Origin of the sequence: Streptomyces cylindrosporus (assembly GCF_022698165.1) — a bacterium.
Lineage (GTDB): Bacteria > Actinomycetota > Actinomycetes > Streptomycetales > Streptomycetaceae > Streptomyces > Streptomyces cylindrosporus.
Map to the genome: position 1 here is coordinate 1,001,810 of NZ_JALDAY010000001.1, position 25,629 is coordinate 1,027,438.

Genomic DNA, 25,629 nt, shown 5'->3' on the forward strand with positions numbered 1-25,629 from the left:
CGCACATCCGCGCAGGCCAGCACCCTGGTTGGGCACCGCTACGGCTGATCACATAGGGTGAAAAGAAAAACGGGAGGTTCGGCGTGTTCGTTGAACGCGCGCCACTTGTCGACTTAGTGTCCTGTTCAGAAGACTTCAAGGAACAGACACACTGGTAACCCTAAACTTCAACGTTAGGGTTCGGGTCGGCGCTACGGACCGTCCCATTCGGCATCCGTCGTCGGATCGCGGCCAACCGCGGAACGGCGACACGTAACTCGAGGCGAGAGGCCTTCGACGTGGCAGCACCGCAGAACTACCTCGCAGTCATCAAAGTCATCGGTGTCGGCGGCGGTGGTGTCAATGCCATCAACCGGATGATCGAGGTCGGTCTCAAGGGCGTCGAGTTCATCGCCATCAACACCGACGCGCAGGCGCTGTTGATGAGCGACGCCGACGTCAAGCTCGACGTCGGCCGCGAACTGACGCGCGGACTCGGCGCCGGAGCCAACCCGGCCGTCGGCCGCAAGGCCGCCGAGGACCACCGCGAGGAGATCGAGGAGGTCCTCAAGGGGGCCGACATGGTCTTCGTGACGGCCGGTGAAGGCGGCGGCACCGGCACCGGCGGCGCGCCCGTCGTGGCCAACATCGCCCGCTCCCTGGGCGCCCTCACCATCGGCGTGGTCACCCGCCCGTTCACCTTCGAGGGCCGGCGCCGCGCCAACCAGGCCGAGGACGGCATCGCCGAACTGCGCGAAGAGGTCGACACCCTCATCGTCATCCCGAACGACCGGCTGCTGTCCATCTCGGACCGCCAGGTCTCGGTGCTCGACGCCTTCAAGTCGGCCGACCAGGTGCTGCTCTCCGGTGTCCAGGGCATCACCGACCTGATCACCACGCCGGGCCTGATCAACCTCGACTTCGCCGACGTGAAGTCCGTGATGTCCGAGGCCGGTTCGGCCCTCATGGGCATCGGCTCGGCCCGCGGTGATGACCGCGCGGTGGCCGCCGCCGAGATGGCGATCTCCTCGCCGCTGCTGGAGGCCTCCATCGACGGCGCCCGCGGTGTGCTGCTCTCCATCTCCGGCGGCAGCGACCTCGGCCTGTTCGAGATCAATGAGGCGGCCCAGCTGGTCAGCGAGGCCGCCCACCCCGAGGCCAACATCATCTTCGGCGCGGTCATCGACGACGCCCTCGGCGACGAGGTCCGGGTCACGGTCATCGCGGCCGGCTTCGACGGCGGCCAGCCGCCGGCCCGCCGGGACACCGTCCTCGGCTCGTCCTCGGCCTCCGCCCGCCGCGACGAGCCGACCCCGGTACGGCAGCCCGAGTCCCGCCCGTCCTTCGGCTCGCTCGGCAGCGTCACGCCGAAGGAGGACCCGGAGCCCGCGCCCGAGCCGGCCGCCGACCTCCCGGTCGCCCCGCCGGTCCCGCCGTCCCGGTCCTACACGGACAGCGCGGCGGAGGAACTGGACGTGCCGGACTTCCTGAAGTGATAGGACGGCGCGACACCGTGAGCGGCGCGCACTTCGCCTTCACCGACCGGTGGGGTGGGGTGAGCGCCGTTCCGTACGAGGAGCTCAACCTCGGCGGCGCGGTCGGCGACGACCCCGACGCCGTACGCTCCAACCGCGAGCTGGCGGCCAAGTCCCTCGGCCTCGAAGCCGCGGACGTGGTCTGGATGAACCAGGTGCACGGCAACGACGTGGCGGTGGTCGACGGGCCCTGGGGCTCCGGCGCCGAGATCCCGTCGGTCGACGCGATCGTGACCGCCCGCCGCGGACTCGCCCTCGCCGTCCTCACCGCCGACTGCACGCCCGTCCTGCTCGCCGACCCGGTCGCCGGGGTGGTCGCCGCGGCCCACGCGGGCCGGCCCGGCATGGTCGCCGGCGTCGTCCCGGCCGCGCTACGCGCGATGACCGAACTCGGCGCGGACCCCGCCCGGATCGTCGCCCGCACCGGGCCGGCCGTCTGCGGCCGGTGCTACGAGGTGCCGGAGGCGATGCGCGCCGAGGTGGCCGTCGTCGAACCGGCGGCGTACTCCGAGACGAGTTGGGGTACGCCCGCGGTCGACGTGACCGCCGGAGTGCATGCCCAGCTCGAACGGCTCGGGGTGCGTGACCGGGAGCAGTCCCCGGTGTGCACGCTGGAGTCGGCCGATCACTTCTCGTACCGCCGCGATCGCACCACGGGGCGACTCGCGGGATATGTCTGGCTGGACTGAGGGGCATGACGGACCGTAAGGACGAACTCGCCGAAAACCTGGCGAAGGTGGAGCGTCGTATCGCCGACGCGTGCGCGGCCGCCGGCCGGGGGCGCGAGGAGGTGACCCTGATCGTGGTCACCAAGACCTACCCCGCGAGCGACGTGCGGATCCTGTCGGAGCTCGGTGTGCGGCACGTGGCCGAGAACCGGGACCAGGACGCCGCCCCGAAGGCCGCCGAGTGCGCGGATCTGCCGCTGACTTGGCACTTCGTCGGTCAGTTGCAGACCAACAAGGTTCGTTCCGTGGCGGGTTATGCCGATATGGTGCAGTCCGTCGACCGGGCCCGGCTGGTCACGGCGCTCTCCAAGGAAGCGGAGCGGCAGGGGCGCGAGATCGGCTGTCTGGTCCAGGTCGCGCTGGACGCGGACGAGAGCGGACGCGGTGAGCGCGGGGGCGTGGGGCCCGGCGGAATCGAAGAGTTGGCCGAACTCGTGGCCGCGGCACCGGGGCTGCGGCTGGCGGGACTGATGACCGTCGCGCCACTCACCGGCGAGTACGCGGGACGTGAACTGGCGGCGTTCGAGCGGTTGATGGATTTGTCGACCGACCTGCGCCGAATCCATCCGGCTGCGAACATGGTCTCGGCAGGGATGAGTGCGGACCTCGAACAGGCCGTGGCGGCCGGAGCGACACATGTGCGCGTCGGCACCGCGGTACTCGGAGTCCGCCCGAGGCTCGGGTAACGTCGCCAGGAAGTCGGACCACAGCAGAAAATATGGTCAATGCCGCCGAAGGCGGGCGTAACGACCTCGTGGATCGCGGGCACTTGGCAGTCGTCAGCCGATCCACCACAGAGCGGAGGACTCAGAGCATGGCCGGCGCGATGCGCAAGATGGCGGTCTACCTCGGCCTCGTGGAGGACGATGGGTACGACGGCCGGGGATTCGACCCCGATGACGACTTCGAGCCCGAACTCGACCCGGAGCCGGAGCGGGACCATCGACGGCACGAGCCGTCGCACCAGTCGCACGTCGCACATCAGTCCCAAAGGGACGAAGAGGTACGAGTCGTGCAACCGCCCACTCCGCGCGAACCGGTCGCCCGTTCCGCTTCGCTACCCGCGGAATCCGGCCGCCCGGCGCGCATCGCGCCCGTGGCGTCCATCACACAAGAACGCGCAAGCCTGGAGAAGAACGCACCGGTGATCATGCCCAAGGTCGTGTCGGAACGAGAGCCTTACCGGATCACCACACTGCACCCGCGGACCTACAACGAGGCCCGTACCATCGGGGAACACTTCCGTGAGGGCACCCCGGTGATCATGAATCTGACTGAGATGGATGACACAGATGCGAAGCGACTTGTCGACTTTGCGGCCGGTTTGGTGTTTGGTCTTCACGGCAGCATCGAGCGGGTGACCCAGAAGGTGTTCCTGTTGTCTCCTGCTAACGTCGATGTCACGGCGGAGGACAAGGCCCGTATCGCAGAGGGCGGGTTCTTCAACCAGAGCTGAGACGCAACACCGGAACGAAGTACGGAACAGGGGAGAGGGAAGCACAAACCATGGGCGTGTTCGCGCAGGTGATCTACATCGCGCTGATGGTGTTCCTCATCGTGCTGATCTTCCGGCTCGTCATGGACTACGTGTTCCAGTTCGCCCGCTCATGGCAACCCGGCAAGGCGATGGTGGTCGTACTGGAGGCCACCTACACTGTCACCGACCCACCGCTCAAGCTTCTGCGGCGGTTCATCCCGCCGCTGCGCCTCGGGGGCGTGGCGCTCGACCTGTCCTTCTTCGTGCTGATGATCATCGTCTACATCCTCATCACCATCACACAGAATTTCCTGAGGTGACTGTGGACGACCCGGTCTTGCCGACTGCCGATGACTACGTTGAGGTGAAGAGATGCCGTTGACCCCCGAGGACGTGCGGAACAAGCAGTTCACGACCGTCCGCCTCCGAGAAGGCTATGACGAGGACGAGGTCGATGCCTTCCTCGACGAGGTCGAAGCCGAACTGACCCGCCTGCTCCGCGAGAACGAGGACCTGCGCGCCAAACTGGCCGCGGCCACGCGCGCTGCTGCCCAGAACCAGCAGAACATGCGCAAGCCCCCGGAGGGTCCCGGTCCGCAGGATCAGGGGCAGGGCATGCCCCAGCAGGGCGGTATGCCGCAGCAGGGCATGCGCGGTCCGGGCGCCCCCGTGCCGGCCGGCATATCGGGCCCGCCGCAGCAGCAGATGGGCGGCCCCATGGGCGGCCCGCCCCAGCTGCCGAGCGGTGCGCCGCAGCTGCCCGCCGGTCCCGGTGGACAGGGCGGCCCGCAGGGTCCCGGCCCGATGGGCCAGGGTCCGATGGGTCCCGGCCCCATGGGCCAGGGCCAGATGGGCGGCCCCATGGGCCAGCCCCCCATGCAGCAGCAGATGGGCGGCCCGATGGGTGGCCCCATGGGCGGTCCGATGGGCGGCCCCGGTCAGGGCCCCGGTGGCGACAGCGCCGCCCGCGTCCTCTCGCTGGCCCAGCAGACCGCCGACCAGGCGATCGCCGAGGCCCGCTCCGAGGCCAACAAGATCGTCGGCGAGGCGCGTTCGCGTGCCGAGGGTCTCGAGCGTGACGCCCGTGCCAAGGCCGACGCCCTGGAGCGGGACGCGCAGGAGAAGCACCGCGTCGCGATGGGCTCCCTGGAGTCCGCCCGCGCCACGCTGGAGCGCAAGGTCGAGGACCTGCGCGGCTTCGAGCGCGAGTACCGCACCCGCCTGAAGTCCTACCTGGAGTCGCAGCTGCGTCAGTTGGAGACCCAGGCCGACGACTCGCTGGCTCCGCCGCGCACCCCGGCCACGGCCTCCCTGCCGCCGTCCCCGGCGCCGTCGATGGCCCCGGCCGGCGCGAGCGCCCCGTCCTACGGCGGCAACCAGGGCATGGGTGCGCCGAGCCCCGCTGCTCCGTCCTACGGCGGCCAGCAGCAGATGTCCCCGGCGATGACCCAGCCGATGGCTCCGGTCCGTCCGCAGGGCCCCGGCCCGATGGGCCAGGCTCCCTCGCCGATGCGCGGGTTCCTGATCGACGAGGACGACAACTGACGGCCGGGCACGGCCAGTAGTACGCGTCAGGCGTCGGCAGCGTTCAAATAGGGCGGGGCCCCGGATTTCGGTCCGGGGCCCCGCCCTTTTACGCGTGTTGTACGCCTCTTGTACGGGAGTTGCCGACGACAAAGGCCCGGTCCCCCGTGAGGGAGACCGGGCCTTTGCGCGCTCGTTACGCCTTGCGCAGGCGGAAGACGAGGGACAGGCCCTCGTCGGTGAACGGGTCGCCGTAGCCGGCGTCGTCGGCCTCGCCCTGGGCGAAGTCCGTCGACAGGACCTCGTCGGCGATCAGGGCCGTGTGCTCGGACAGGGCCGCGATGACCGCCGGGTCCGTCGACGTCCAGCGCAGGGCGATGCGGTCCGCCACGTCGAGGCCGCTGTTCTTGCGGGCTTCCTGGATCAGCCGGATCGCGTCACGGGCCAGGCCCGCCCGGCGCAGCTCCTCGGTGATCTCCAGGTCCAGGGCGACCGTGGCACCGGAGTCGGAGGCCACCGACCAGCCCTCGCGCGGGGTCTCTGTGATGATCACCTCATCGGGAGCGAGGGTGACCGTCTCACCGTCGACCTCGACCGACGCCGTGCCCTCGCGCAGGGCGAGGGACAGCGCGGCCGCGTCCGCGTTCGCGACGGCCTTGGCAACGTCCTGGACGCGCTTGCCGAAACGCTTGCCCAGGGCGCGGAAGTTGGCCTTCGCCGTGGTGTCGACCAGGCTGCCGCCCACCTCGGAGAGGGACGCGAGCGAGCTCACGTTCAGCTCCTCCGTGATCTGCGCGTGCAGTTCACGGTCGAGGGTGTCGAAGCCGGTCGCCGCGATGAGCGCACGGGACAGCGGCTGACGCGTCTTCACGCCCGACTCCGCGCGCGTGGCGCGGCCGAGCTCGACCAGCCGTCGTACCAGGACCATCTGCCGCGACAACTCGGGGTCGATCGCCGTCAGGTCCGCCTCCGGCCAGGAGGACAGATGGACCGACTCCGGGGCGCCCGGGGTCACCGGCACGACCAGGTCCTGCCAGACCCGCTCGGCGATGAACGGGGTCAGCGGGGCCATCAGCTTGGTGACCGTCTCGACGACCTCGTGCAGGGTGCGCAGTGCCGCCTTGTCGCCCTGCCAGAAGCGACGGCGCGAGCGGCGGACGTACCAGTTGGACAGGTCGTCGACGAACGCCGACAGGAGCTTGCCGGCGCGCTGGGTGTCGTACGCCTCCAGAGCCTGTGTCACCTGGTCGGTGAGGGCGTGCAGTTCGGAGAGCAGCCAGCGGTCCAGGACCGGGCGGTCGGCCGGGGCCGGGTCCGCCGCGCTGGGCGCCCAGTCGGAGGTGCGGGCGTACAGGGCCTGGAAGGCGACCGTGTTCCAGTACGTGAGGAGCGTCTTGCGGACGACCTCCTGGATGGTGCCGTGGCCCACCCGGCGGGCCGCCCACGGCGAGCCGCCGGCCGCCATGAACCAGCGCACCGCGTCCGCCCCGTGGCGGTCCATCAGCGGGATCGGCTCCAGGGTGTTGCCCAGGTGCTTGGACATCTTGCGGCCGTCCTCGGCGAGGATGTGGCCGAGGCAGACCACGTTCTCGTACGAGGACTTGTCGAAGACCAGCGTGCCGACCGCCATCAGCGTGTAGAACCAGCCGCGGGTCTGGTCGATCGCCTCGGAGATGAACTGCGCCGGGTAGCGGCTCTCGAACAGCTCCTTGTTCTTGTGCGGGTAGCCCCACTGCGCGAACGGCATCGAACCCGAGTCGTACCAGGCGTCGATGACCTCCGGCACGCGCGTGGCCGTCTTGGCGCACTTCGGGCAGTCGAAGGTGACGTCGTCGATGTACGGGCGGTGCGGGTCGAGTTCGGACTGGTCCGTGCCGGTCAGCTCGGTCAGCTCGGCGCGGGAGCCGACGACCGTGAGGTGGTCGTCCCCGCAGCGCCAGATCGGCAGCGGGGTGCCCCAGTAGCGGTTGCGGGACAGCGCCCAGTCGATGTTGTTGTTCAGCCAGTCGCCGTACCGGCCGTGCTTGACCGTGTCCGGGAACCAGTTGGTGTTCTCGTTCTCCTGGAGGAGGCGGTCCTTGACGGCGGTGGTGCGGATGTACCAGGACGGCTGCGCGTAGTAGAGGAGCGCGGTGTGGCAGCGCCAGCAGTGCGGGTAGCTGTGCTCGTACGGGATGTGCTTGAAGAGGAGGCCGCGCTGCTGGAGGTCCTCGGTGAGCTTTTCGTCCGCCTTCTTGAAGAAGACGCCGCCGACCAGCGGGACGTCCTCCTCGAACGTGCCGTCGGGGCGCACCGGGTTCACCACGGGCAGGCCGTAGGCGCGGCAGACCTTGAGGTCGTCCTCGCCGAAGGCGGGGGACTGGTGGACCAGACCCGTGCCGTCCTCGGTCGTGACGTATTCGGCGTTGACGACGAAATGTGCCGGTTCCGGGAACTCGACGAGCTCGAACGGACGTTGATACGTCCAGCGCTCCATTTCGGCGCCGGTGAAGGACTGGCCGGTGGTCTCCCAGCCCTCGCCGAGGGACTTGGCGACGAGCGGCTCGGCGACGACGAGCTTCTCCTCGCCGTTCGTCGCCACGACGTAGGTGACGTCGGGGTGCGCGGCGACCGCCGTGTTGGAGACCAGCGTCCAGGGGGTCGTCGTCCAGACCAGGAGCGCGGCTTCGCCGGCGAGCGGACCGGAGGTGAGGGGGAAACGGACGTACACGGACGGGTCGACGACCGTCTCGTAGCCCTGCGCCAGCTCGTGGTCGGAGAGGCCGGTGCCGCAGCGCGGGCACCAGGGGGCGACGCGGTGGTCCTGGACCAGCAGGCCCTTGTTGAAGATCTCCTTGAGCGACCACCAGACCGACTCGATGTACTCGGGGTCCATCGTGCGGTACGCGTCGTCGAGGTCGGTCCAGTAACCCATGCGGGTCGTGAGCGCCTCGAAGGCGTCCGTGTGCCGGGTCACCGACTCGCGGCACTTCGCGTTGAACTCCGCGATGCCGTACGCCTCGATGTCCTGCTTGCCGGAGAAGCCGAGCTCCTTCTCGACCGCGAGCTCCACCGGGAGGCCGTGGCAGTCCCAGCCGGCCTTGCGGGCGACGTGGTAGCCGCGCATGGTGCGGAAGCGGGGGAAGACGTCCTTGAAGACGCGGGCCTCGATGTGGTGGGCGCCCGGCATGCCGTTGGCGGTGGGCGGGCCCTCGTAGAACACCCACTCGGGGCGGCCCTCGGACTGCTCCAGGGTCTTGGCGAAGATCTTCTGCTCGCGCCAGAAGTCGAGCACCGCGTGCTCGAGCGCGGGCAGGTCGACCTGGGCGGGCACCTGGCGGTACGTCGGCGTTGTCATCAGCGAGCTTCCTCCGGCGGACTTGCTGCCTTCCGTCCGGAGGGACGAGAGCTGTCTTCTCTACGCCGCTTTCGGCGCGCTCCCGCGGTACCACCCTCCTTGGCCCTCCGGTGCGCACTGCGCTCCGGTGAGCCCCCTCATTGGGGTCGCGATGCCGGGTCTACTTGCCTTGGCGGGCGTTCTTCCGGCGGCTCCGGGGTGATCTTCACGTCGCGCTCGCCCCCGGGCTTCCACCGTCCCCGGGTCGCTCTGGGCTGCGTACGCCGCTACTCGTCCCCATCCACGCTTCTCGCTCCGCCCAGTGTACGGCGCCGCGCGGACAGCGGCCGACCGGTTTTCGGTGCCCCGGGGGACCGGGCGCGGTAGGTGCGGAGATGACCCGAATGGAGCGGTACGCGTGTTCGGATTCTGGGACGGGCGGTCCGGCGGATTATGCCGAGGGGAGCTGGGCACAACGGATGCAGGCTCGCGTCGCGGCATGCGCGAGCCGGGCGAATCGGGCGGTGTGCCCCGTTGCCGCGGGGCTCAAGTCGATTTATCGTCCCAGCACGATTCGCGTGCAAGATCACAATATGTGAAGGGGCCGCGGCCATGGTGGCGAAGAAGACCGCCGTACAGCATTCGGCGTCGGGCAGGTCCACACAGGCCTCGGGCGGTGCGGCCAAGGATGTAAGCGGGAAGAAGAGCGCGCAGGGAGAGGCCTCGGCGCGGGGGAAGAAGGCCGCTGGAGCGGTGAAGCGGGTGCGGGCGCGGGGGACCGTCGAGGAGGACGGTCCGGAGCGACCTGCCGGTACGAAGAAGACCGCGGTCGGCAAGAAGGCGGCGGCGAAGAAGACGGCGGCCAAGAAGGCGGCTGTGAAGGAGACGGCGGCCAAGAAGGTGGCCGTGAAGGAGGCGGCGGCCACGGGGGCAGCGGTCGGCGGGGCGGTCGCCAAGAAGGCGGTCGCGAAAAAGGCGGCAGTCGGTAAGACGGCAGTCGACAAGAAGGCGGCGGTGAAGAGGACGGTGGCCGGGAAGACGGCGGAGGCGGAGGTCCCCGCGAAGAAGGCCCCGGCCAAGAAGGCCCCGGCCAAGAAGGTGGCCGCGAAGAAGACGGCGGCCGAGAAGGTGGCTGCGAAGAAGGTGGCTGCGAAGAAGGTGGCTGTGAAGGAGACGGCGGCCGAGGAGACGGTCGCGGAGAAGGCAGTCGCCGCACAGGCCCCGGCCAGGAAGAGCGCGGCCAGGAAGAGCAAGAGCACGGCCAAGAAGGCGGGCGCGGCGCAGGCCGCGGAGCAGACGGGAGCCACGACGGTGGTTGCGAAGAAGACTCCTGGCACGGCCATGGCGGCGAAGACCGCCGTACCCAAGGCTCGGGTCGCCGCGGCGGTGGAGCCCGGCGAGCTTGCCGTGCGCCCCGGTGAGGACCCCTGGACCCCGGACGAGGTCGAGGAGGCGCGGGCCGAGCTGCAGTCCGAGGCGCTGCGGCTGCGCGCCGAGATCACCTCGTCCGAGGACGCGCTGCAGGGCCTGATGCGGGACTCCGGGGACGGCGCGGGCGACGACCAGGCGGACACCGGCACCAAGAACATCACGCGCGAGCACGAGCTGGCTCTCGCGGCCAACGCGCGCGAGATGCTCACCCAGACCGAGCACGCCCTGGTACGGCTCGACGAGGGCACGTACGGCCTGTGCGAGAACTGCGGCAACCCGATCGGCAAGGCCAGGATGCAGGCGTTCCCGCGGGCCACGCTGTGTGTGGAGTGCAAGCAGAAGCAGGAACGCCGGTACTGAGGGCGTACACGCGCGTGCCGTACCCTCGTGCTCAGTCAGGTACCTAGGTTGAGGGACTCACGTGGCAGAGGCGGAGCGCATCATCGGTACGCCGGATACCCCCGAGGCGGCGGGGGCCGAGCCGGAGCAGGACGCGGCGGCAGGCCCCAGGGGCAAGCGCCGGATCGCCGTGCTGTTCGCGGTGGCCGCGTTCGCGTACCTGCTCGACCTGGGCAGCAAGCTGCTCGTGGTCGCCAAGCTGGAGCACCACGAGCCGATCGAGATCATCGGGGACTGGCTGAAGTTCGAGGCGATCCGCAACGCGGGCGCGGCCTTCGGCTTCGGGGAGGCCTTCACCGTGATCTTCACGGTGATCGCGGCGGCCGTGATCGTGGTGATCGCGCGGCTCGCCCGCAAGCTGTACAGCCTGCCCTGGGCGATCGCGCTCGGCCTGCTGCTCGGCGGTGCGCTGGGCAACCTCACCGACCGGATCTTCCGCTCGCCGGGTGTCTTCGAGGGCGCGGTGGTCGACTTCATCGCCCCGAAGGGCTTCGCGGTCTTCAACCTGGCCGACTCGGCGATCGTGTGCGGCGGCATCCTGATCGTGCTGCTGTCCTTCAAGGGGCTGGACCCGGACGGGACCGTCCACAAGGACTGAGCCTCCGGTTCCGGCCGGTCGCGCTTTTCCACAGGCCGGGTTTTCCACAGGCTCGTTCGGGGCCCTCGGCGGTGTCCGGCATACTCGACGGGTGAGCACGATTCCCGAGATCCGTACCCTGCCCGTGCCCGACGGCCTGGAGGGCGAGCGCGTCGACGCCGCCATCTCCCGCATGTTCGGCTTCTCCCGTACCAAGGCCGCGGAGCTTACCGCGGCGGGGAAGGTCACGGTCGACGGCTCGGTGGTCGGGAAGTCCGAGCGGGTGCAGGGCGGCGCCTGGCTCGAGGTCGAGATGCCGCAGGCACCCGCGCCCGTGCAGGTCGTCGCCGAGCCGGTCGAGGGCATGGAGATCGTGTACGACGACGATGACGTGGTCGTGATCGTCAAGCCGGTCGGCGTCGCCGCGCACCCGTCGCCGGGCTGGACCGGGCCGACCGTCATCGGGGGCCTCGCCGCCGCCGGCTACCGCATCTCCACCTCCGGTGCCGCCGAGCGCCAGGGCATCGTGCACCGGCTGGACGTCGGCACCTCCGGTCTGATGGTCGTGGCCAAGTCGGAGCGCGCGTACACCTCGCTGAAGCGGCAGTTCAAGGAGCGCACGGTCGACAAGCGCTACCACACGCTCGTGCAGGGCCACCCGGATCCCACCAGCGGCACCATCGACGCGCCCATCGGCCGTCACCCCAACCACGACTACAAGTGGGCGGTCACGGCCGACGGCAAGCCCTCCGTCACGCACTACGACCTCATCGAGGCCTTCCGCGCGGCCTCCCTGCTGGACGTGAAGCTGGAGACCGGCCGCACCCACCAGATCCGCGTCCACATGGCCGCCCACCGTCACCCCTGCGTCGGCGACCTCACCTACGGCGCCGACCCGACGCTCGCCAAGCGGCTGAAGCTGACCCGCCAGTGGCTGCACGCCGTCCGCCTGGGCTTCGAGCACCCCGGGGACGGGCAGTGGGTGGAGTTCGAGAGCGACTACCCGGCCGACCTGCAGAAGGCGCTGGACCAGGTCCGCGAGGAGACGTACGGATGAGCACGCGCGCGTACGCCGTGCGCGTCGCCGAGGACGCGGCCGACCTGGAGGCCTGCTTCGCCGTACGCAAGGAGGTCTTCGTCGGCGAGCAGGGGGTGCCCGAGGATCTGGAGTACGACGAGTTCGACGCCGTGGCGGTGCATGTGCTGGCCGTGCGGGAGGACGGGACCCCGCTCGGGACCGGGCGGCTGCTGCACGGCGCGGTGGCCGCGGCGAAGGTCGACGGGGACCTGTCGGTGGGGTCGCTCGGGCGGCTCGCGGTGACCCGGGAGGCGCGCGGCCTCGGCGTCGGCGTGGCGCTCGTACGGGCCATCGAGGACGCGGCACGCGCGCGTGGGCTGGCGGCGGTGGACCTGCACGCGCAGACGCATGCGCTGGGGTTCTACGAGCGCCTGGGGTACGAGGCGTACGGGCCGGAGTACCCGGAGGCGGGGATACCGCACCAGGCCATGCGGCGAGCTCTGTAGCCGACGGAGCCGGTCGCGGGCGGTCGGCGGGTGCGGAGTGGGCCGGTGGGGGCGGCGTGGCACGCTGGAGGCCGGGGTGTCTTGATCGTCTAGACCACCGGAGTGCTGAGCGTGGATCAGTTGGCCCTGCTGTTCGTGCTGTTGCTCGGTGCCGTGGTGAGTGTCCCGGTCGGGGACCGGTTCGGGCTGCCGGCGCCGGTGCTGATGACCCTGCTCGGGATCGTGCTCGCGGTCGCCGACTTCGTGCCCAACGTCAATGTCCCGCCCGATCTGATCCTGCCGCTGCTGCTGCCACCCTTGCTGTACGCGGCGGTACGGCGGACCTCGTGGCGGCAGTTCGCGGCCAACCGGCGGCCGATCTTCCTGCTGGCCGTGGCCCTGGTCTTCGTCACCACCCTCTGCGTGGCGGTCGTCGCGAACGCCATCGTGCCCGGGCTGCCCGTGGCCGCCGCCGTCGCGCTCGGCGCGCTCGTCGCACCGCCCGACCCGGTCGCGGCGACCGCGGTCGCGGGCCAACTCGGGCTGCCACGGCGACTGGTGTCCATCCTGGAGGGCGAGGGCCTGTTCAACGACGTGACGGCCATCGTGCTGTACCACGTCGCCGTCGCCGCGGCCGTCAGCGGCGAGTTCCGTCCGGGGCGGGCCGCCCTCGACCTTGTGCTGTCCGCCGTCGTCGCGGTCGCCGTGGGCGTCGCCCTGGGCTGGGGCGCCAACCGGCTGCTCGACCTGCTGGGCGACCCGACGCTGCAGGTCGGCCTGACCCTGCTCGTGCCGTACGCCTCCTACGTCCTCGCGGAGGAGCTGCACGGCTCCGGCGTGCTCGCCGTGCTCACCGGCGCGCTGTTCCTCGCCGAGTACGCCACCGACCCCGACGACGTGCTGACCAGGCTCGCCGGACACACCTTCTGGGACATCGTCGACACCCTCGTCACGGGCGTCGCGTTCGGGCTGATCGGCCTGGAGCTGCACAACGCCATCCGTACGGCGTCCGGGCGGTGGGGCGAGATGCTCGGCTGGGCGGCGGCCGTGCTCGGTGTGGTCGTCCTCGTACGGCTGGCGTGGCTGCTGCCGGCGACCTGGCTGACCAAGCGGCTGCACGCCAGGCGCGACCACGACGAGGACATCCCGATGAGCTGGCGGGAGACCGTCGTCATGTGGTGGTCCGGGATGCGGGGCGTGGCCTCGGTCGCGCTGGCGCTGGCGATTCCCCTGAAGACGGACGACGGTTCGGCCTTTCCCGACCGGGACGAGATCGTGTTCGTCGCGTTCGGCGTGATCATGGGCACGCTGGTGCTGCAGGGGCTGACCCTGCCGTGGCTGGTGAAGCGGCTCGGGGTGCAGGCCGACACGGAGCGCGAGAAGGCGTTCGAGAAGGAACTCGCGGTGCGCGCGGCCAAGGCCGCCAAGCGCAGGCTCCGGGAGATCGAGGAGGTCGAGGAGCTGCCGGAGGAGCTGTCCGAGCAGATGCTGCGGCGGGCCTTCGAGATCGGGGTGCGGATCAGTCCGGAGATGGGGGAGGAGGAGCGGCGGGAGGCTCATGACATGCGGGTGCGGCGGCTGAAGCGGATGCGGCGGATCCAGGGGGAGTTGCTGAGCGCGGCGCGGCACGAGGTGCTGGCGGCGCGGAGCGAGGTGGGGGCCGACCCTGAGATTGTGGACCGGGTGCTTCGGCATCTTGATGTGCGTAGTTTGAGATGATCTCCCACCCGCGCACCGCCCGTTTCCAGTTGGCTGAGAAGTGGGCCCCTCCTGTGGGGGGTGATCGCCGTTGGCGGCTTTCGGTGCCTAGGGTTGAATCATGGCTCGGAATGTTGTGATCAGTGGTGGTGGTACGGGGATCGGGCTCGCCGCGGCGCAGGTGTTCGCCGCGGACGGGGATCGGGTTCTGTTGCTGGGGCGGCGGAGAGAGGTCCTGGAGAAGGCCGGGGTGCCAGGGGCGCTGATCTGTGCCGCCGACCTGAGTGAGCCGGCCGGGGTGCGCGGGGTCGTCGACTTCGTCGCCCGTGAGTTCGGGGCCGTGGACGTGTTGATCCACAGTGCCGGTGGGACCGGGCAGTTGGAGCCGGCCGTCGAGAGCGACGATCCGCTCGACCGGGTGCTGCACGACTGGACCGTCAACTTCCGGCTCAACACCCTCACCGCCGCCCTGCTCACCGAGGGGCTCAAGGACCGGCTGGCCTCGCCGGGCGGGCGGGTGCTGTTCGTCAGCTCCATCGCCGCGTACCGGGGGTCCGGGAGCGGGGCGTACGCGGGGGCCAAGGCCGCCCTGCATCCGTACGCCCATGATCTGGCGCGGGAGTTGGGGCCGCGCGGGATCACCGCGAACGTGGTGGCACCCGGGTACATCGAGGACACCGAGTTCTTCGGGCCCGCCATCGATCCGGCCCGGCGCGAGCGGCTGATCGGCGACACCCTGGACCAGCGCGCCGGCACCCCCGGTGACGTGGCGGCGACCCTGCACTGGCTCGCCTCACCGGCGGCGGGGCACGTCACCTCGCAGGTCGTCCAGGTCAACGGGGGTGCCGAACGGGGGCATTGAGCCCCCGTCGAGCGGCGTACGGTTTCAGCCCCGTCCCGTCCGCGGTGGTTCGTGGGCGCGGCGGGCCACCACGCCGTCCGGGTCGGGGCGGGGCACGTTGCCGTCCGTGGAGGCGGTCGGAGCCGGCCAGCCCGGGGGCAGGGTCGCGTCGGCCGTGTTGACGCGCGGGAGGGCGTACGGGTGCTGCTGGCAGAGCCAGCCGATCATCCGCTCGCGCACCGTGACCCGTACCGTCCACACGTCGTCCGCGTCCTTGGCGGTCACCAGGGCGCGGACCTGGAGGGTGTTCGGCGTCGAGTCGGTGACCGCGAGGCCGTAGTCGCGGCCGTCCCAGGCCGGGCACTCGCGCAGGATGTCGCGGAGCTTCTCGCGCATCGCCTCGATCGGCGCCGAGTGGTCCAGGTGCCAGTAGACGATGCCGGTCATCTGCGGGGTGCCGCGCGACCAGTTCTCGAACGGCTTGGATGTGAAGTACGACACCGGCATGGTGATCCGGCGCTCGTCCCAGGTCCGCACGGTCAGGAAGGTGAGGGTGATCTCCTCGACCGTGCCCCACTCGCCGTCCACCACCACCGTGTCGCCCAGGCGCACCATGTCGCCGAAGGCGATCTGCAGCCCGGCGAACATGTTGGCGAGGGTGGACTGCGCGGCGACACCGGCGACGATGCCCAGGATGCCGGCCGAGGCCAGCAGCGAGGCGCCGGCCGCGCGCATCGCCGGGAAGGTCAGCAGCATCGCGGCGACCGCCACCACACCGACGATCGCCGTCACCACGCGCATGATCAGCGTCACCTGGGTGCGCACCCGGCGGACCCGGGCGGCGTCGTGATTGGCGCGCGCGTAGCGGGCGTACGTCGACTCGACGATCGCGGCCGCGATGCTCACCACCAGCCAGGCCGTGGCCCCGATCAGCACCAGCGTCAGGGTCTGGCCGACGGCGGCGCTGTGTTCCCGCGTCAGCTTGGCCTGGTCGTAGGAGCCTCTGAGCATCGCTGAGCACAGCACGAGTTGGTAGGGCACGCGGCCGCGGCGCAGCAGACCCCACAGCGGGGTCTCGCCGTGCCGTTCGTCGGCCTTGCGCAGCAGCAGATCGGTGACCCAGCCGATGATCAGCGTGAGCACCACCGAGCCACCGATCACGATCAGCGGGCGGAGTACGTTCTCCATGCCTTCGAACGTAACCGGCGACGGCCGGTCATGAACATGGGGGCCTGTTTACGGTGGGCCGGGCGTTGTCGGTCCCGGCTGGCACCATGGCCCCATGAACATCATGCTCTTTCACTCGACCTATGGGCTCAGGCCCGCGGTGCGCGAGGCCGCGGACCGGCTGCGCGCCGCCGGGCACGAGGTGTGGACCCCGGACCTCTTCGAGGGGCGTACGTTCGAGACGGTCGAGGAGGGCATGGCCGCCAAGGACGAGATCGGCAAGGACGAGCTGCTCAGGAGAGCCGTGCTGGCCGCCGCTCCCTACTCGGAGCGGGGGCTCGTCTACGCCGGTTTCTCGCTCGGCGCCTCCATCGCGCAGACCCTCGCGCTCGGCGACGAGCGGGCCCGCGGGCTGCTGCTCCTGCACGGCACCTCGGACATCGCGGCCGGCGCCTCGGTGGACGAGCTGCCGGTCCAGCTGCACGTGGCGGAGCCGGACCCGTTCGAGACGGACGACTGGCTGAGCGCCTGGTATCTCCAGATGGGCAGGGCGGGCGCGGACGTGGAGATCTACAGATACGCCGGCGCCGGCCACCTCTACACCGACCCCGGCCTGCCGGACTGGGACGAGGAGGCGGCCGAGGCCACCTGGCGGGTGGCGCTCGGCTTCCTCGAAACCCTGTGAGAACCCCCGTGACCTACACCGGGTCGTACGTCCGCTCGACCTTCTGCGTGCCGGTGCGGGTGCGGTACGAACGCTCCCAGGACGAGCTCGCGTTCTTGTCGGTGCGGTCGGACAGGACGTAGTAGTCCATCTGCGCCCGGTCCGCGGTGATGTCCAGGACGCCGTAGCCGTGGCGGTCGGTGTCGACCCAGTGGACGTGCCGGTTGGCGGCCCTGATGATCGGCGAGGCGATCGCGGAGACGGTGCCCTCGGGGACCTTCACGATGTCGTCGAGGTTGTCGGAGGTCACCGAGGTGATGACGAACTCCGTCGCGGCGGAGGCCGACAGGGGGTAGGTGCCGGCGTCCACCGGCACGTCGTTGGCCCACGACATGTGGATGTCGCCGGTCAGGAAGACGGTGTTGCCGATGGCGTTCGAGCGCAGATGGGCGAGGAGTTCGCGCCGGTCGTCGGTGTAGCCGTCCCACTGGTCGGTGTTGAGGGCGAGGCCCTCCTGCGGCAGGCCGAGCAGCTTGGCGAGCGGCTTCAGCAGGTCCGCGGAGAGCGAGCCGATGGCGAACGGCGAGATCATCACCGAGTTGCCGACCAGCCGCCAGGTGGTGTCGGAGGCCTTCAACCCGGCCTTCAGCCAGTCGAGTTGGGCCCGCCCGGTGATCGTGCGGTCCGGGTCGTCGACCGAGCCGGAGCCGGTGGAGGCCTGCTGCGAGCGGAAGGAGCGCAGGTCGAGCAGCGACAGGTCGGCGAGCTTGCCGAAGCGCAGCCGGCGGTAGGTGGTGCCGGCGATCGCCGGGCGCACCGGCATCCACTCGAAGTAGGCCTGCTTGGCGGCCGCCTTGCGGTCGGTCCAGGTGCCCTCGGCGCCCTCGGTGTGGTTGACCGCGCCGCCGGACCAGGCGTTGTCGGCGAACTCGTGGTCGTCCCAGATCGCCACGACCGGCGCCTTGTGGTGCAGGGCCTGCAGGTCCGGGTCGGTCTTGTACTTGCCGTGCCGGGTGCGGTAGTCGGCGAGCGTGATGATCTCGTTGGCCGGCGCGTGCGGGCGCACGACCGTGCCGCGGGCCGCGTACTCGCCGGACTTGTACTCGTAGATGTAGTCGCCGAGGTGCAGCCAGGCGTCCAGGTCGTTACGGGCCGCGAGATGGCGGTACGAGGCGAAGTAGCCGGCCTCCCAGTTGGCGCAGGAGACCACGCCGAAGCGCAGGCCGGACACCGAGGCGTCCGCCGCCGGCGCGGTGCGGGTGCGCGCCACCGGGGAGTCGGTCGGGCCGGCCGAGAAGCGGAACCAGTAGTCGGTGGCCGGCTCCAGGCCCCGTATGTCCGCCTTCACGGTGTGGTCGGAGGCGGCGCTCGCCGTGGTCGAGCCCTTGGCGACTATGTTCGTCAGCGCCTTGTCCCTGGCGACGACCCAGCTCACCTCGGTGTCCGGGCCGAGCCCGGAGCCGGGCACCGCCTCGGCGGTGGGCGTCACCCGGGTCCACAGCAGGACGCCGTCGGGCAGCGGGTCGCCGGAGGCGACGCCGTGCAGGAAGGCGGGGGCGTCCGCGGCGGCGCGGGCCGGCAGCGCGGCGGCCAGCGGGCCGGCCAGCACAGCGGTCGCCGCCGCGGCCTTGACGACCGTACGGCGGCGAGGGGAAAGCGAGTTGGCGCCCTCGGATGGCGAGGCGGCGCTCCCGGGTGCTCTGTATCGACTGGTCACGAGCGATCAGGTTACTGACCAGTAAGCGCTTGAGCGGGCGAACTCGCAAAAGTTCGCCCGCTCTTCTACTGCACGTCGGGTCAGGCCTTGAGGGCCGCGTCGACCACCTTGTTGAAGTCGGCCACCGTCAGCATCGGGGTGCCGTTGTTGAGCTGCTTGCCGTCCATGACGAAGCCCGGGGTGCCGGTCACGCCGTCCTTGTTGTCGTCGAACTGCTTCGACATGGCCATCGCCCAGGCGTCGTAGGTGCCGTTCTTCACCGCGTTCTGGAACTTGGTGTTGTCCTTCAGCGCGGGGACGGTCTGGGCGACCTTGATGAGGTAGCTGTCGTCCTTGAACTTGTCGGTCGTCTCGTCCGGGTGCCACTTGGTCGAGTACAGCGCGGTCTTGTACGCGAGGAACGCGTCGTCGCTGACGTTCAGCGCGGCACCCAGGGCGCTCAGCGCGTTCTTGGAGCCCTCGCCGTTGTCCTTGTCGTCGATGAAGGTGGCGCCGACGTACTGGAACTTGAACTTGCCGTCGGCGATGTCCTTCTTGAGGGTCGAGCCGACGGTCTGCTCGAACTGGGCGCAGACCGGGCAGCGCGGGTCCTCGTAGATCTTGAGGGTCTTCTTGGCGCTCGCCTCGCCGATGACGACGGTGGTGCCGTTCTTGCCGGTGGTGTTGGCCGGGGCGACGACCTTGTCGCTCTTCACGGCCTCCCAGTGGGTGGGCTTGTTGGCCTGGACGACGGCATAACCTATGCCGCCCGCCGCCGCGAGGACCGCGACGACCGAGCAGGCCACGATGATCTGCCGCTTGACCTTGGCCTTCTTGGCCTGGCGCTCGCGCTCGGCGCGCAGCCGCTCTCGGGCCGCAGTCTTCGCCGCCGCGCTGTTCCGCTTGCTCATGTTGGTGATCTCCATATGGGACGCGCACACGTCGTACGCGGGATACGTGTGGGGGAGTGCTGGTGCTCAGGGGTCGTTCAGGCGAAGGCGACCGAGCAGGGCGGGCCACGCCGTCCCAGGGAGTGCACGAAGAGCAGGTCGCGGACGACCGAGGCGCGCGGGCCGGTGCGCCGCACCGACCGGGCCTCCGGAGCCGTCCGTACCGTCACCGCGGCGACCGCCAGCAGCAGCGGCCGGAACGTCGTCGCGGCCACCGCCCGCAGCAACTGGGCCAGCGCCCGCTCGCCGCGGCGCAGCCAGGCGGCGGCGACGAGGCCGACGCCGACGTGCGCGCCGAGCAGCAGCCAGGCGGTGGCCGGGTCGGCGTGGGCCAGCAGGGCCGCGAGGCGGTCGGTGCCGGTGCCCGTCACGCCCGTCACCCGGGCCAGCGGGGTGCCGACCTGCGCGTTGCTCCCGCACAGCAGGTCCCAGCCGACGGAGCGGAGGGGCCCCGCGACCGGGCCGCCCGCGGCGCCGTAACAGACGTGCTGGCCGGTGGTGAAGACCGTGTCGGCGGCCAGCTCCAGCGGGATCAGCAGGGTGGCGATGGGCCCGAAGCCGCGCTCGCGGCCGGCCAGCGCGTAGGCGAGCGCGAACACGGCGGCGGCGACCGCGGCCACCGTGTTCAACGGCAGCGGGACCCGCGACAGCAGCACGTGCGACGCGGTGCTGAGCGTCACGACCAGTGTCGTGAACAGCGCCGCGCGAAGCGCTCTGATGCGGGTCCCGGATATGTCCATGGCGTGGAGAGTCTGTCACGGGGTCCGGTAAGAGACCCCTAAAAGCTCCCTGTGAGATTACGGACTGTTAGAGACCCGGAATCCGGCCGTTGCGGAACAGGTCCACGAAGATCTGGTGGTCGGCACGCGCGCGTGCGCCGTAGTCGTGCGCGAAGGAGACCAGGAGGTCGGCGAAACCGGCCTCGTCGGCGGCGATCGCCGCGTCGATGGCCCGCTCGGTGGAGAACGGCACCAGGGACTCGCCGGATGTGTCGTCCGCCGCCGCGTGCATGGTGGCGGTGGCCCGGCCGAGGTCGGCGACGACGGCCGCGATCTCCTCCGGGTCGTCGATGTCGCCCCAGTCCAGGTCCACCGCGTACGGCGAGACCTCGGCGACCAGCTGGCCCACCCCGCCCAGCTCGGTCCAGCCCAGCCACGGGTCGGCGTGGGCCTGCAGGGCGCGCTGGGAGATCACCGTGCGGTGGCCCTCGTGCTGGAAGTACCCGGCGATCGCCGGGTCGGTGATGTGCCGGGAGACGGCCGGGGTCTGGGCCTGCTTGATGTAGATCACGACGTCGTTCTCCAGCGCGTCGCTGTGGCCCTCAAGGAGGATGTTGTACGACGGCAGTCCGGCCGAGCCGATGCCGATGCCGCGCCGGCCGACCACGTCCTTGACCCGGTAGGAGTCCGGGCGGGTCAGGGAGGTCTCCGGCAGCGTCTCCAGGTAGCCGTCGAAGGCGGCCAGCACCTTGTACCGGGTGGCCGCGTCCAGCTCGATGGAGCCGCCGCCCGGTGCGAAGCGGCGCTCGAAGTCGCGGATCTCCGTCATCGAGTCCAGCAGCTCGAAGCGGGTCAGCGAGCGGGCGGCGCGCAGCGCGCCGAGCAGCGGGCCCTCGGCGGTGTCCAGGGTGAACGGCGGCACCTCGTCGCTCTTGGCGCCGGTCGCCAGGGCGTGGATCCGCTCGCGGTACGCGCCCGCGTACACCCGCACCAGCTCGCTGATCTGCTCGTCGCTGAGCGCCTTCGCGTACCCGATGAGCGCCACGGAGGCGGAGAAGCGCTTCAGGTCCCAGGTGAAGGGGCCGACGTAGGCCTCGTCGAAGTCGTTGACGTTGAAGACCAGGCGGCCGTTGGAGTCCATGTACGTGCCGAAGTTCTCCGCGTGCAGATCGCCGTGGATCCACACGCGCGAGGTGCGCTCGTCCAGGTACGGTCCGCCCCGCTTCTCGGCGTCGAGGTCGTGGTAGAAGAGGCACGCCGTGCCCCGGTAGAACGCGAACGCGGAGGCCGCCATCTTGCGGAACTTCACGCGGAACGCGGCCGGGTCGGCGGCCAGGAGCCGGCCGAAGGCGGTGTCGAAGACGGCGAGGATCTCCTCGCCGCGCTGCTCGTCGTTGAGCCGGGGAACCGACATCGCGGGGTGCCTCCTGGTGCATGGATGTGTACGACAGCGTTTCTGTCGTGACCAACGGACGAAGGGCCGCGGAAGTGCCCGCGATCCCCGCTGTGAAGGTACGCGGGGCGGCCGTCGGATTGTCAGTCCCCGGGCATAGACTTCGACGCTGACCCCAGGACTGTCCGACCGCCCGTCACCGACCGTTTTCCATGGAGGCCCGACCGTGTCAAAGCCGCCGTTCACGCACCTGCACGTCCACACCCAGTACTCGCTGCTGGACGGTGCCGCGCGGCTCAAGGACATGTTCAACGCGTGCAACGAGATGGGCATGACCCACATCGCCATGTCCGACCACGGCAACCTGCACGGGGCGTACGACTTCTTCCACAGCGCGCAGAAGGCCGGGGTCACCCCGATCATCGGGATCGAGGCGTACGTCGCCCCCGAGTCCCGGCGCAACAAGCGCAAGATCCAGTGGGGCCAGCCGCACCAGAAGCGGGACGACGTCTCCGGTTCCGGTGGCTACACCCACAAGACGATGTGGGCCGTGAACAACACCGGCCTGCACAACCTGTTCCGGCTCTCCTCGGACGCGTACGCCGAGGGCTGGCTGCAGAAGTGGCCGCGGATGGACAAGGAGACCATCTCCCAGTGGTCCGAGGGGATCGTCGCCTCCACCGGCTGCCCCTCCGGCGAGCTCCAGACCCGGCTGCGGCTGGGCCAGTACGACGAGGCCCTGAAGGCCGCCGCCGACTACCAGGACATCTTCGGCAAGGACCGCTACTTCCTGGAGCTGATGGACCACGGCATCGAGATCGAGCACCGGGTCCGCGACGGCCTCCTGGAGATCGGCAAGAAGCTCGGCATCCCCCCGCTGGTCACCAACGACTCGCACTACACGTACGCGCACGAGGCGACCGCCCACGACGCCCTGCTGTGCATCCAGACCGGCAAGAACCTCTCCGACCCCGACCGCTTCAAGTTCGACGGCACCGGCTACTACCTGAAGTCCACGGACGAGATGTACGCCGTCGACTCCTCGGACGCCTGGCAGGAAGGCTGCCGCAACACCCTCCTGGTGGCCGAGATGGTCGACACCACGGGCATGTTCGAGAAGCGCGACCTGATGCCCAAGTTCGACATCCCCGAGGGTTACACCGAGGTCACCTGGTTCAAGGAGGAGGTCCGCCGCGGCATGGAGCGCCGCTTCCCCGGCGGCATCCCCGAGGACCGCCAGAAGCAGGCCGACTACGAGATGGACGTCATCATCCAGATGGGGTTCCCGGGCTACTTCCTCGTGGTCGCCGACTTCATCATGTGGGCCAAGAACAACGGCATCGCGGTCGGCCCCGGCCGAGGCTCCGCGGCCGGTTCGATCGTCGCCTACGCCATGGGCATCACCGACCTCGACCCGATCCCGCACGGCCTGATCTTCGAGCGGTTCCTCAACCCCGAGCGCGTCTCCATGCCCGACGTCGACATCGACTTCGACGAGCGCAGGCGCGTCGAGGTGATCAGGTACGTGACGGAGAAATACGGCGCCGACAAGGTCGCCATGATCGGCACGTACGGCAAGATCAAGGCGAAGAACGCCATCAAGGACTCCGCGCGCGTGCTGGGCTACCCGTACGCGATGGGCGACCGCCTCACCAAGGCGATGCCCGCCGATGTCCTGGGCAAGGGCATCGACCTCGACGGCATCACCAACCCGTCCCACCCGCGCTACAACGAGGCGGGCGAGATCCGGGGGATGTACGAGAACGAGCCGGACGTCAAGAAGGTCATCGACACCGCCAAGGGCGTCGAGGGCCTGGTCCGGCAGATGGGTGTGCACGCGGCCGGCGTGATCATGTCCAGCGAGCCCATCGTCGACCACGCCCCGATCTGGGTGCGGCACACCGACGGCGTGACCATCACGCAGTGGGACTACCCGCAGTGCGAGTCGCTCGGCCTGCTGAAGATGGACTTCCTCGGCCTGCGCAACCTGACGATCATGGACGACGCCGTCAAGATGGTGAAGTCCAACAAGGGCATCGAACTCGACCTGCTGGCCCTGCCGCTCGACGACCCCAAGACCTTCGAACTCCTCCAGCGCGGCGACACCCTGGGCGTCTTCCAGTTCGACGGCGGCCCCATGCGCTCCTTGCTGCGCCTGATGAAGCCCGACAACTTCGAGGACATCTCCGCCGTCTCCGCGCTGTACCGTCCGGGCCCGATGGGCATGGACTCGCACACCAACTACGCCCTGCGCAAGAACGGTCTCCAGGAGATCACCCCGATCCACCCCGAGCTGGAGGAGCCGCTCAAGGAGGTCCTGGACGTCACCTACGGCCTGATCGTCTACCAGGAGCAGGTGCAGAAGGCCGCCCAGATCATCGCCGGGTACTCGCTCGGCGAGGCCGACATCCTCCGCCGCGTCATGGGCAAGAAGAAGCCCGACGAACTGGCCAAGAACTTCACCATCTTCCAGGCCGGCGCCCAGAAGAACGGCTACAGCGACGAGGCCATCCAGGCCCTGTGGGACGTGCTGGTCCCCTTCGCCGGCTACGCCTTCAACAAGGCGCACTCCGCCGCGTACGGCCTGGTCTCGTACTGGACCGCCTACCTCAAGGCGAACCACCCCGCCGAGTACATGGCCGGTCTGCTCACCTCGGTCAAGGACGACAAGGACAAGTCGGCCGTCTACCTGAACGAGTGCCGGCGCATGGGCATCAAGGTCCTCCCGCCGAACGTCAACGAGTCGGTGCACAACTTCGCCGCCCAGGGCGACGACGTGATCCTCTTCGGCCTGGAGGCCGTGCGCAACGTCGGCACCGGCGTCGTCGAGTCGATCATCAAGGCCCGCAAGGCCAAGGGGAAGTTCGCCTCCTTCCCCGACTACCTGGACAAGATCGACGCCACCGCCTGCAACAAGCGCACCACGGAATCCCTCATCAAGGCGGGCGCCTTCGACGCGCTCGGCCACACCCGCAAGGGCCTCACCGCGCAGTACGAGCCGATGATCGACAACGTGGTCGCGGTCAAACGCAAGGAGGCCGAGGGCCAGTTCGACCTCTTCGGCGGAATGGGCGACGAGCAGAGCGACGAGCCCGGCTTCGGGCTGGACGTCGAGTTCACCACCGAGGAGTGGGACAAGACCTATCTGCTCGCCCAGGAGCGGGAGATGCTCGGTCTGTACGTCTCCGACCACCCGCTCTTCGGCCTGGAGCACGTGCTGTCCGACAAGGCCGACGCGGGCATCGCCCAGCTCACCGGCGGCGAGCACGCGGACGGCGCGGTCGTCACCATCGGCGGCATCATCTCGGGCCTCCAGCGCAAGATGACCAAGCAGGGCAACGCCTGGGCGATCGCCACCGTCGAGGACCTCGCCGGCTCCATCGAGTGCATGTTCTTCCCGGCGACCTACCAGCTGGTGTCGACCCAACTCGTCGAGGACGCCGTCGTGTTCGTCAAGGGCCGCCTCGACAAGCGCGAGGACGTGCCCCGGCTGGTCGCGATGGAGCTCCAGGTCCCCGACCTGTCCAACGCGGGCACCAACGCGCCGGTGATCCTCACCATCCCGGCGCTGAAGGTCACCCCGCCGATGGTCAGCAGGCTCGGTGAGATCCTCAGCCACCACAAGGGCGACAGCGAGGTCCGCATCAAGCTCCAGGGCCCGAGCAAGACGACGGTCCTGCGCCTTGACCGGCACCGCGTGAAGCCGGACCCGGCGCTCTTCGGCGACCTCAAGGTGCTGCTCGGACCGTCCTGTCTGGCGGGTTAGGCGTGAGCGTGAGAGGGCGCGTCCGTGCACGGACGCGCCCTCTCGTGTGCCTGGGTCTCAACAACCCGTTATGCAGATGTCAGTTGTGACCGAAGCTCTTCTGCCGGCCCTTCCGGGCCATGTCGCCCGGCGTGACCTGCGTGGCACGCTGCTCGGCCTGTGCCTCCATCGAGGTCTGCTCGGCCTGCTGCTGCCCGCGCTCGGACTGCGGCTGCTTACGGTTCTGCTTCTTGTTCTTGGCCATGGTGATCTGCCTCCTGTGGGGG

At 69.9% G+C, this 25,629-nt stretch carries 21 protein-coding genes; 14 read left to right on the forward strand and 7 right to left on the reverse strand.

Features of this window, described 5'->3' with window-relative positions:
* Positions 1-278: 278 nt before the first annotated feature.
* From ftsZ to MQP27_RS04465, 6 genes are all read left to right on the forward strand, one after another.
* Entirely contained in the window at positions 279-1,475 is a 1,197-nt protein-coding gene (ftsZ, locus tag MQP27_RS04440; RefSeq protein ID WP_242761004.1) for a cell division protein FtsZ, read from the forward strand.
* Positions 1,472-2,203, forward strand: coding sequence for a peptidoglycan editing factor PgeF (pgeF, locus tag MQP27_RS04445; protein ID WP_242761006.1), 732 nt, complete (start codon positions 1,472-1,474; stop codon positions 2,201-2,203). Before ftsZ ends, pgeF begins: the two co-directional genes overlap by 4 nt.
* Positions 2,204-2,208: 5 nt before the next feature.
* Positions 2,209-2,928: a YggS family pyridoxal phosphate-dependent enzyme gene (locus MQP27_RS04450; protein ID WP_242761008.1), complete on the forward strand. Its 720-nt coding sequence runs from the start codon at positions 2,209-2,211 to the stop codon at positions 2,926-2,928.
* Between the two features lie 128 nt (positions 2,929-3,056).
* Positions 3,057-3,698: a cell division protein SepF gene (locus tag MQP27_RS04455; RefSeq protein ID WP_242761010.1), complete on the forward strand. Its 642-nt coding sequence runs from the start codon at positions 3,057-3,059 to the stop codon at positions 3,696-3,698.
* Positions 3,699-3,748: 50 nt separating this feature from the next.
* Complete coding sequence (locus MQP27_RS04460; protein WP_242761012.1) at positions 3,749-4,039, forward strand: YggT family protein; 291 nt, start codon at positions 3,749-3,751, stop codon at positions 4,037-4,039.
* 52 nt (positions 4,040-4,091) lie between these two features.
* Positions 4,092-5,264 carry a DivIVA domain-containing protein gene (locus MQP27_RS04465; protein ID WP_242761014.1) on the forward strand — a complete coding sequence of 391 codons (1,173 nt, stop codon included), beginning with the start codon at positions 4,092-4,094 and terminating at the stop codon, positions 5,262-5,264.
* 175 nt (positions 5,265-5,439) lie between these two features.
* Here MQP27_RS04465 and ileS read toward each other — a convergent pair whose 3' ends face one another.
* On the reverse strand, positions 5,440-8,580 hold the full coding sequence (ileS, locus tag MQP27_RS04470; RefSeq protein WP_242761016.1) for an isoleucine--tRNA ligase: 3,141 nt from the start codon (positions 8,578-8,580) through the stop codon (positions 5,440-5,442).
* A gap of 591 nt (positions 8,581-9,171) precedes the next feature.
* Here ileS and MQP27_RS04475 point away from each other — a divergent pair.
* The 6 genes from MQP27_RS04475 (at position 9,172) to MQP27_RS04500 (ending at position 15,029) form a co-directional block, all read left to right on the forward strand.
* Positions 9,172-10,350: a TraR/DksA family transcriptional regulator gene (locus tag MQP27_RS04475; protein ID WP_242761018.1), complete on the forward strand. Its 1,179-nt coding sequence runs from the start codon at positions 9,172-9,174 to the stop codon at positions 10,348-10,350.
* Between the two features lie 61 nt (positions 10,351-10,411).
* Positions 10,412-10,987, forward strand: a complete 576-nt coding sequence (gene lspA, locus MQP27_RS04480; RefSeq protein WP_242761020.1) for a signal peptidase II — start codon at positions 10,412-10,414, stop codon at positions 10,985-10,987.
* Between the two features lie 91 nt (positions 10,988-11,078).
* Positions 11,079-12,023, forward strand: coding sequence for an RluA family pseudouridine synthase (locus MQP27_RS04485; protein WP_242761023.1), 945 nt, complete (start codon positions 11,079-11,081; stop codon positions 12,021-12,023).
* Complete coding sequence (locus MQP27_RS04490) at positions 12,020-12,490, forward strand: GNAT family N-acetyltransferase (RefSeq protein WP_242761025.1); 471 nt, start codon at positions 12,020-12,022, stop codon at positions 12,488-12,490. Before MQP27_RS04485 ends, MQP27_RS04490 begins: the two co-directional genes overlap by 4 nt.
* Before the next feature lie 111 nt (positions 12,491-12,601).
* On the forward strand, positions 12,602-14,188 hold the full coding sequence (locus tag MQP27_RS04495; protein ID WP_242761027.1) for a Na+/H+ antiporter: 1,587 nt from the start codon (positions 12,602-12,604) through the stop codon (positions 14,186-14,188).
* A gap of 100 nt (positions 14,189-14,288) precedes the next feature.
* Complete coding sequence (locus MQP27_RS04500; protein WP_242761029.1) at positions 14,289-15,029, forward strand: SDR family NAD(P)-dependent oxidoreductase; 741 nt, start codon at positions 14,289-14,291, stop codon at positions 15,027-15,029.
* 24 nt (positions 15,030-15,053) lie between these two features.
* Here MQP27_RS04500 and MQP27_RS04505 read toward each other — a convergent pair whose 3' ends face one another.
* The gene (locus MQP27_RS04505) at positions 15,054-16,196 is read right to left on the reverse strand and encodes a mechanosensitive ion channel family protein (RefSeq protein WP_242761031.1); all 1,143 of its coding nucleotides are present in this window, start codon (positions 16,194-16,196) and stop codon (positions 15,054-15,056) included.
* 94 nt (positions 16,197-16,290) lie between these two features.
* On the opposite strand from MQP27_RS04505, the gene MQP27_RS04510 reads away from it, so the two are divergent.
* Positions 16,291-16,860, forward strand: coding sequence for a dienelactone hydrolase family protein (locus tag MQP27_RS04510; RefSeq protein ID WP_242761033.1), 570 nt, complete (start codon positions 16,291-16,293; stop codon positions 16,858-16,860).
* A 13-nt stretch (positions 16,861-16,873) separates the two neighbouring features.
* Here the strand turns inward: MQP27_RS04510 and MQP27_RS04515 are convergent, their stop codons facing one another.
* From MQP27_RS04515 to MQP27_RS04530, 4 genes are all read right to left on the reverse strand, one after another.
* A complete protein-coding gene (locus MQP27_RS04515; protein WP_242761035.1) occupies positions 16,874-18,556 on the reverse strand; it encodes an alkaline phosphatase D family protein in 1,683 nt (560 codons plus the stop codon).
* An 80-nt stretch (positions 18,557-18,636) separates the two neighbouring features.
* Entirely contained in the window at positions 18,637-19,446 is an 810-nt protein-coding gene (locus MQP27_RS04520) for a thioredoxin domain-containing protein (protein WP_242761037.1), read from the reverse strand.
* 77 nt (positions 19,447-19,523) lie between these two features.
* On the reverse strand, positions 19,524-20,225 hold the full coding sequence (locus tag MQP27_RS04525) for a hypothetical protein (protein WP_242761039.1): 702 nt from the start codon (positions 20,223-20,225) through the stop codon (positions 19,524-19,526).
* Between the two features lie 67 nt (positions 20,226-20,292).
* Positions 20,293-21,618 carry a DUF2252 domain-containing protein gene (locus MQP27_RS04530; protein ID WP_242761041.1) on the reverse strand — a complete coding sequence of 442 codons (1,326 nt, stop codon included), beginning with the start codon at positions 21,616-21,618 and terminating at the stop codon, positions 20,293-20,295.
* A 205-nt stretch (positions 21,619-21,823) separates the two neighbouring features.
* Here MQP27_RS04530 and dnaE point away from each other — a divergent pair, with 205 nt between their 5' ends.
* A complete protein-coding gene (dnaE, locus tag MQP27_RS04535) occupies positions 21,824-25,363 on the forward strand; it encodes a DNA polymerase III subunit alpha (protein WP_242761043.1) in 3,540 nt (1,179 codons plus the stop codon).
* Positions 25,364-25,442: 79 nt separating this feature from the next.
* Here the strand turns inward: dnaE and MQP27_RS04540 are convergent, their stop codons facing one another.
* Positions 25,443-25,607, reverse strand: coding sequence for a hypothetical protein (locus MQP27_RS04540; RefSeq protein ID WP_242761045.1), 165 nt, complete (start codon positions 25,605-25,607; stop codon positions 25,443-25,445).
* Between the last annotated feature and the right edge of the window lie 22 nt (positions 25,608-25,629).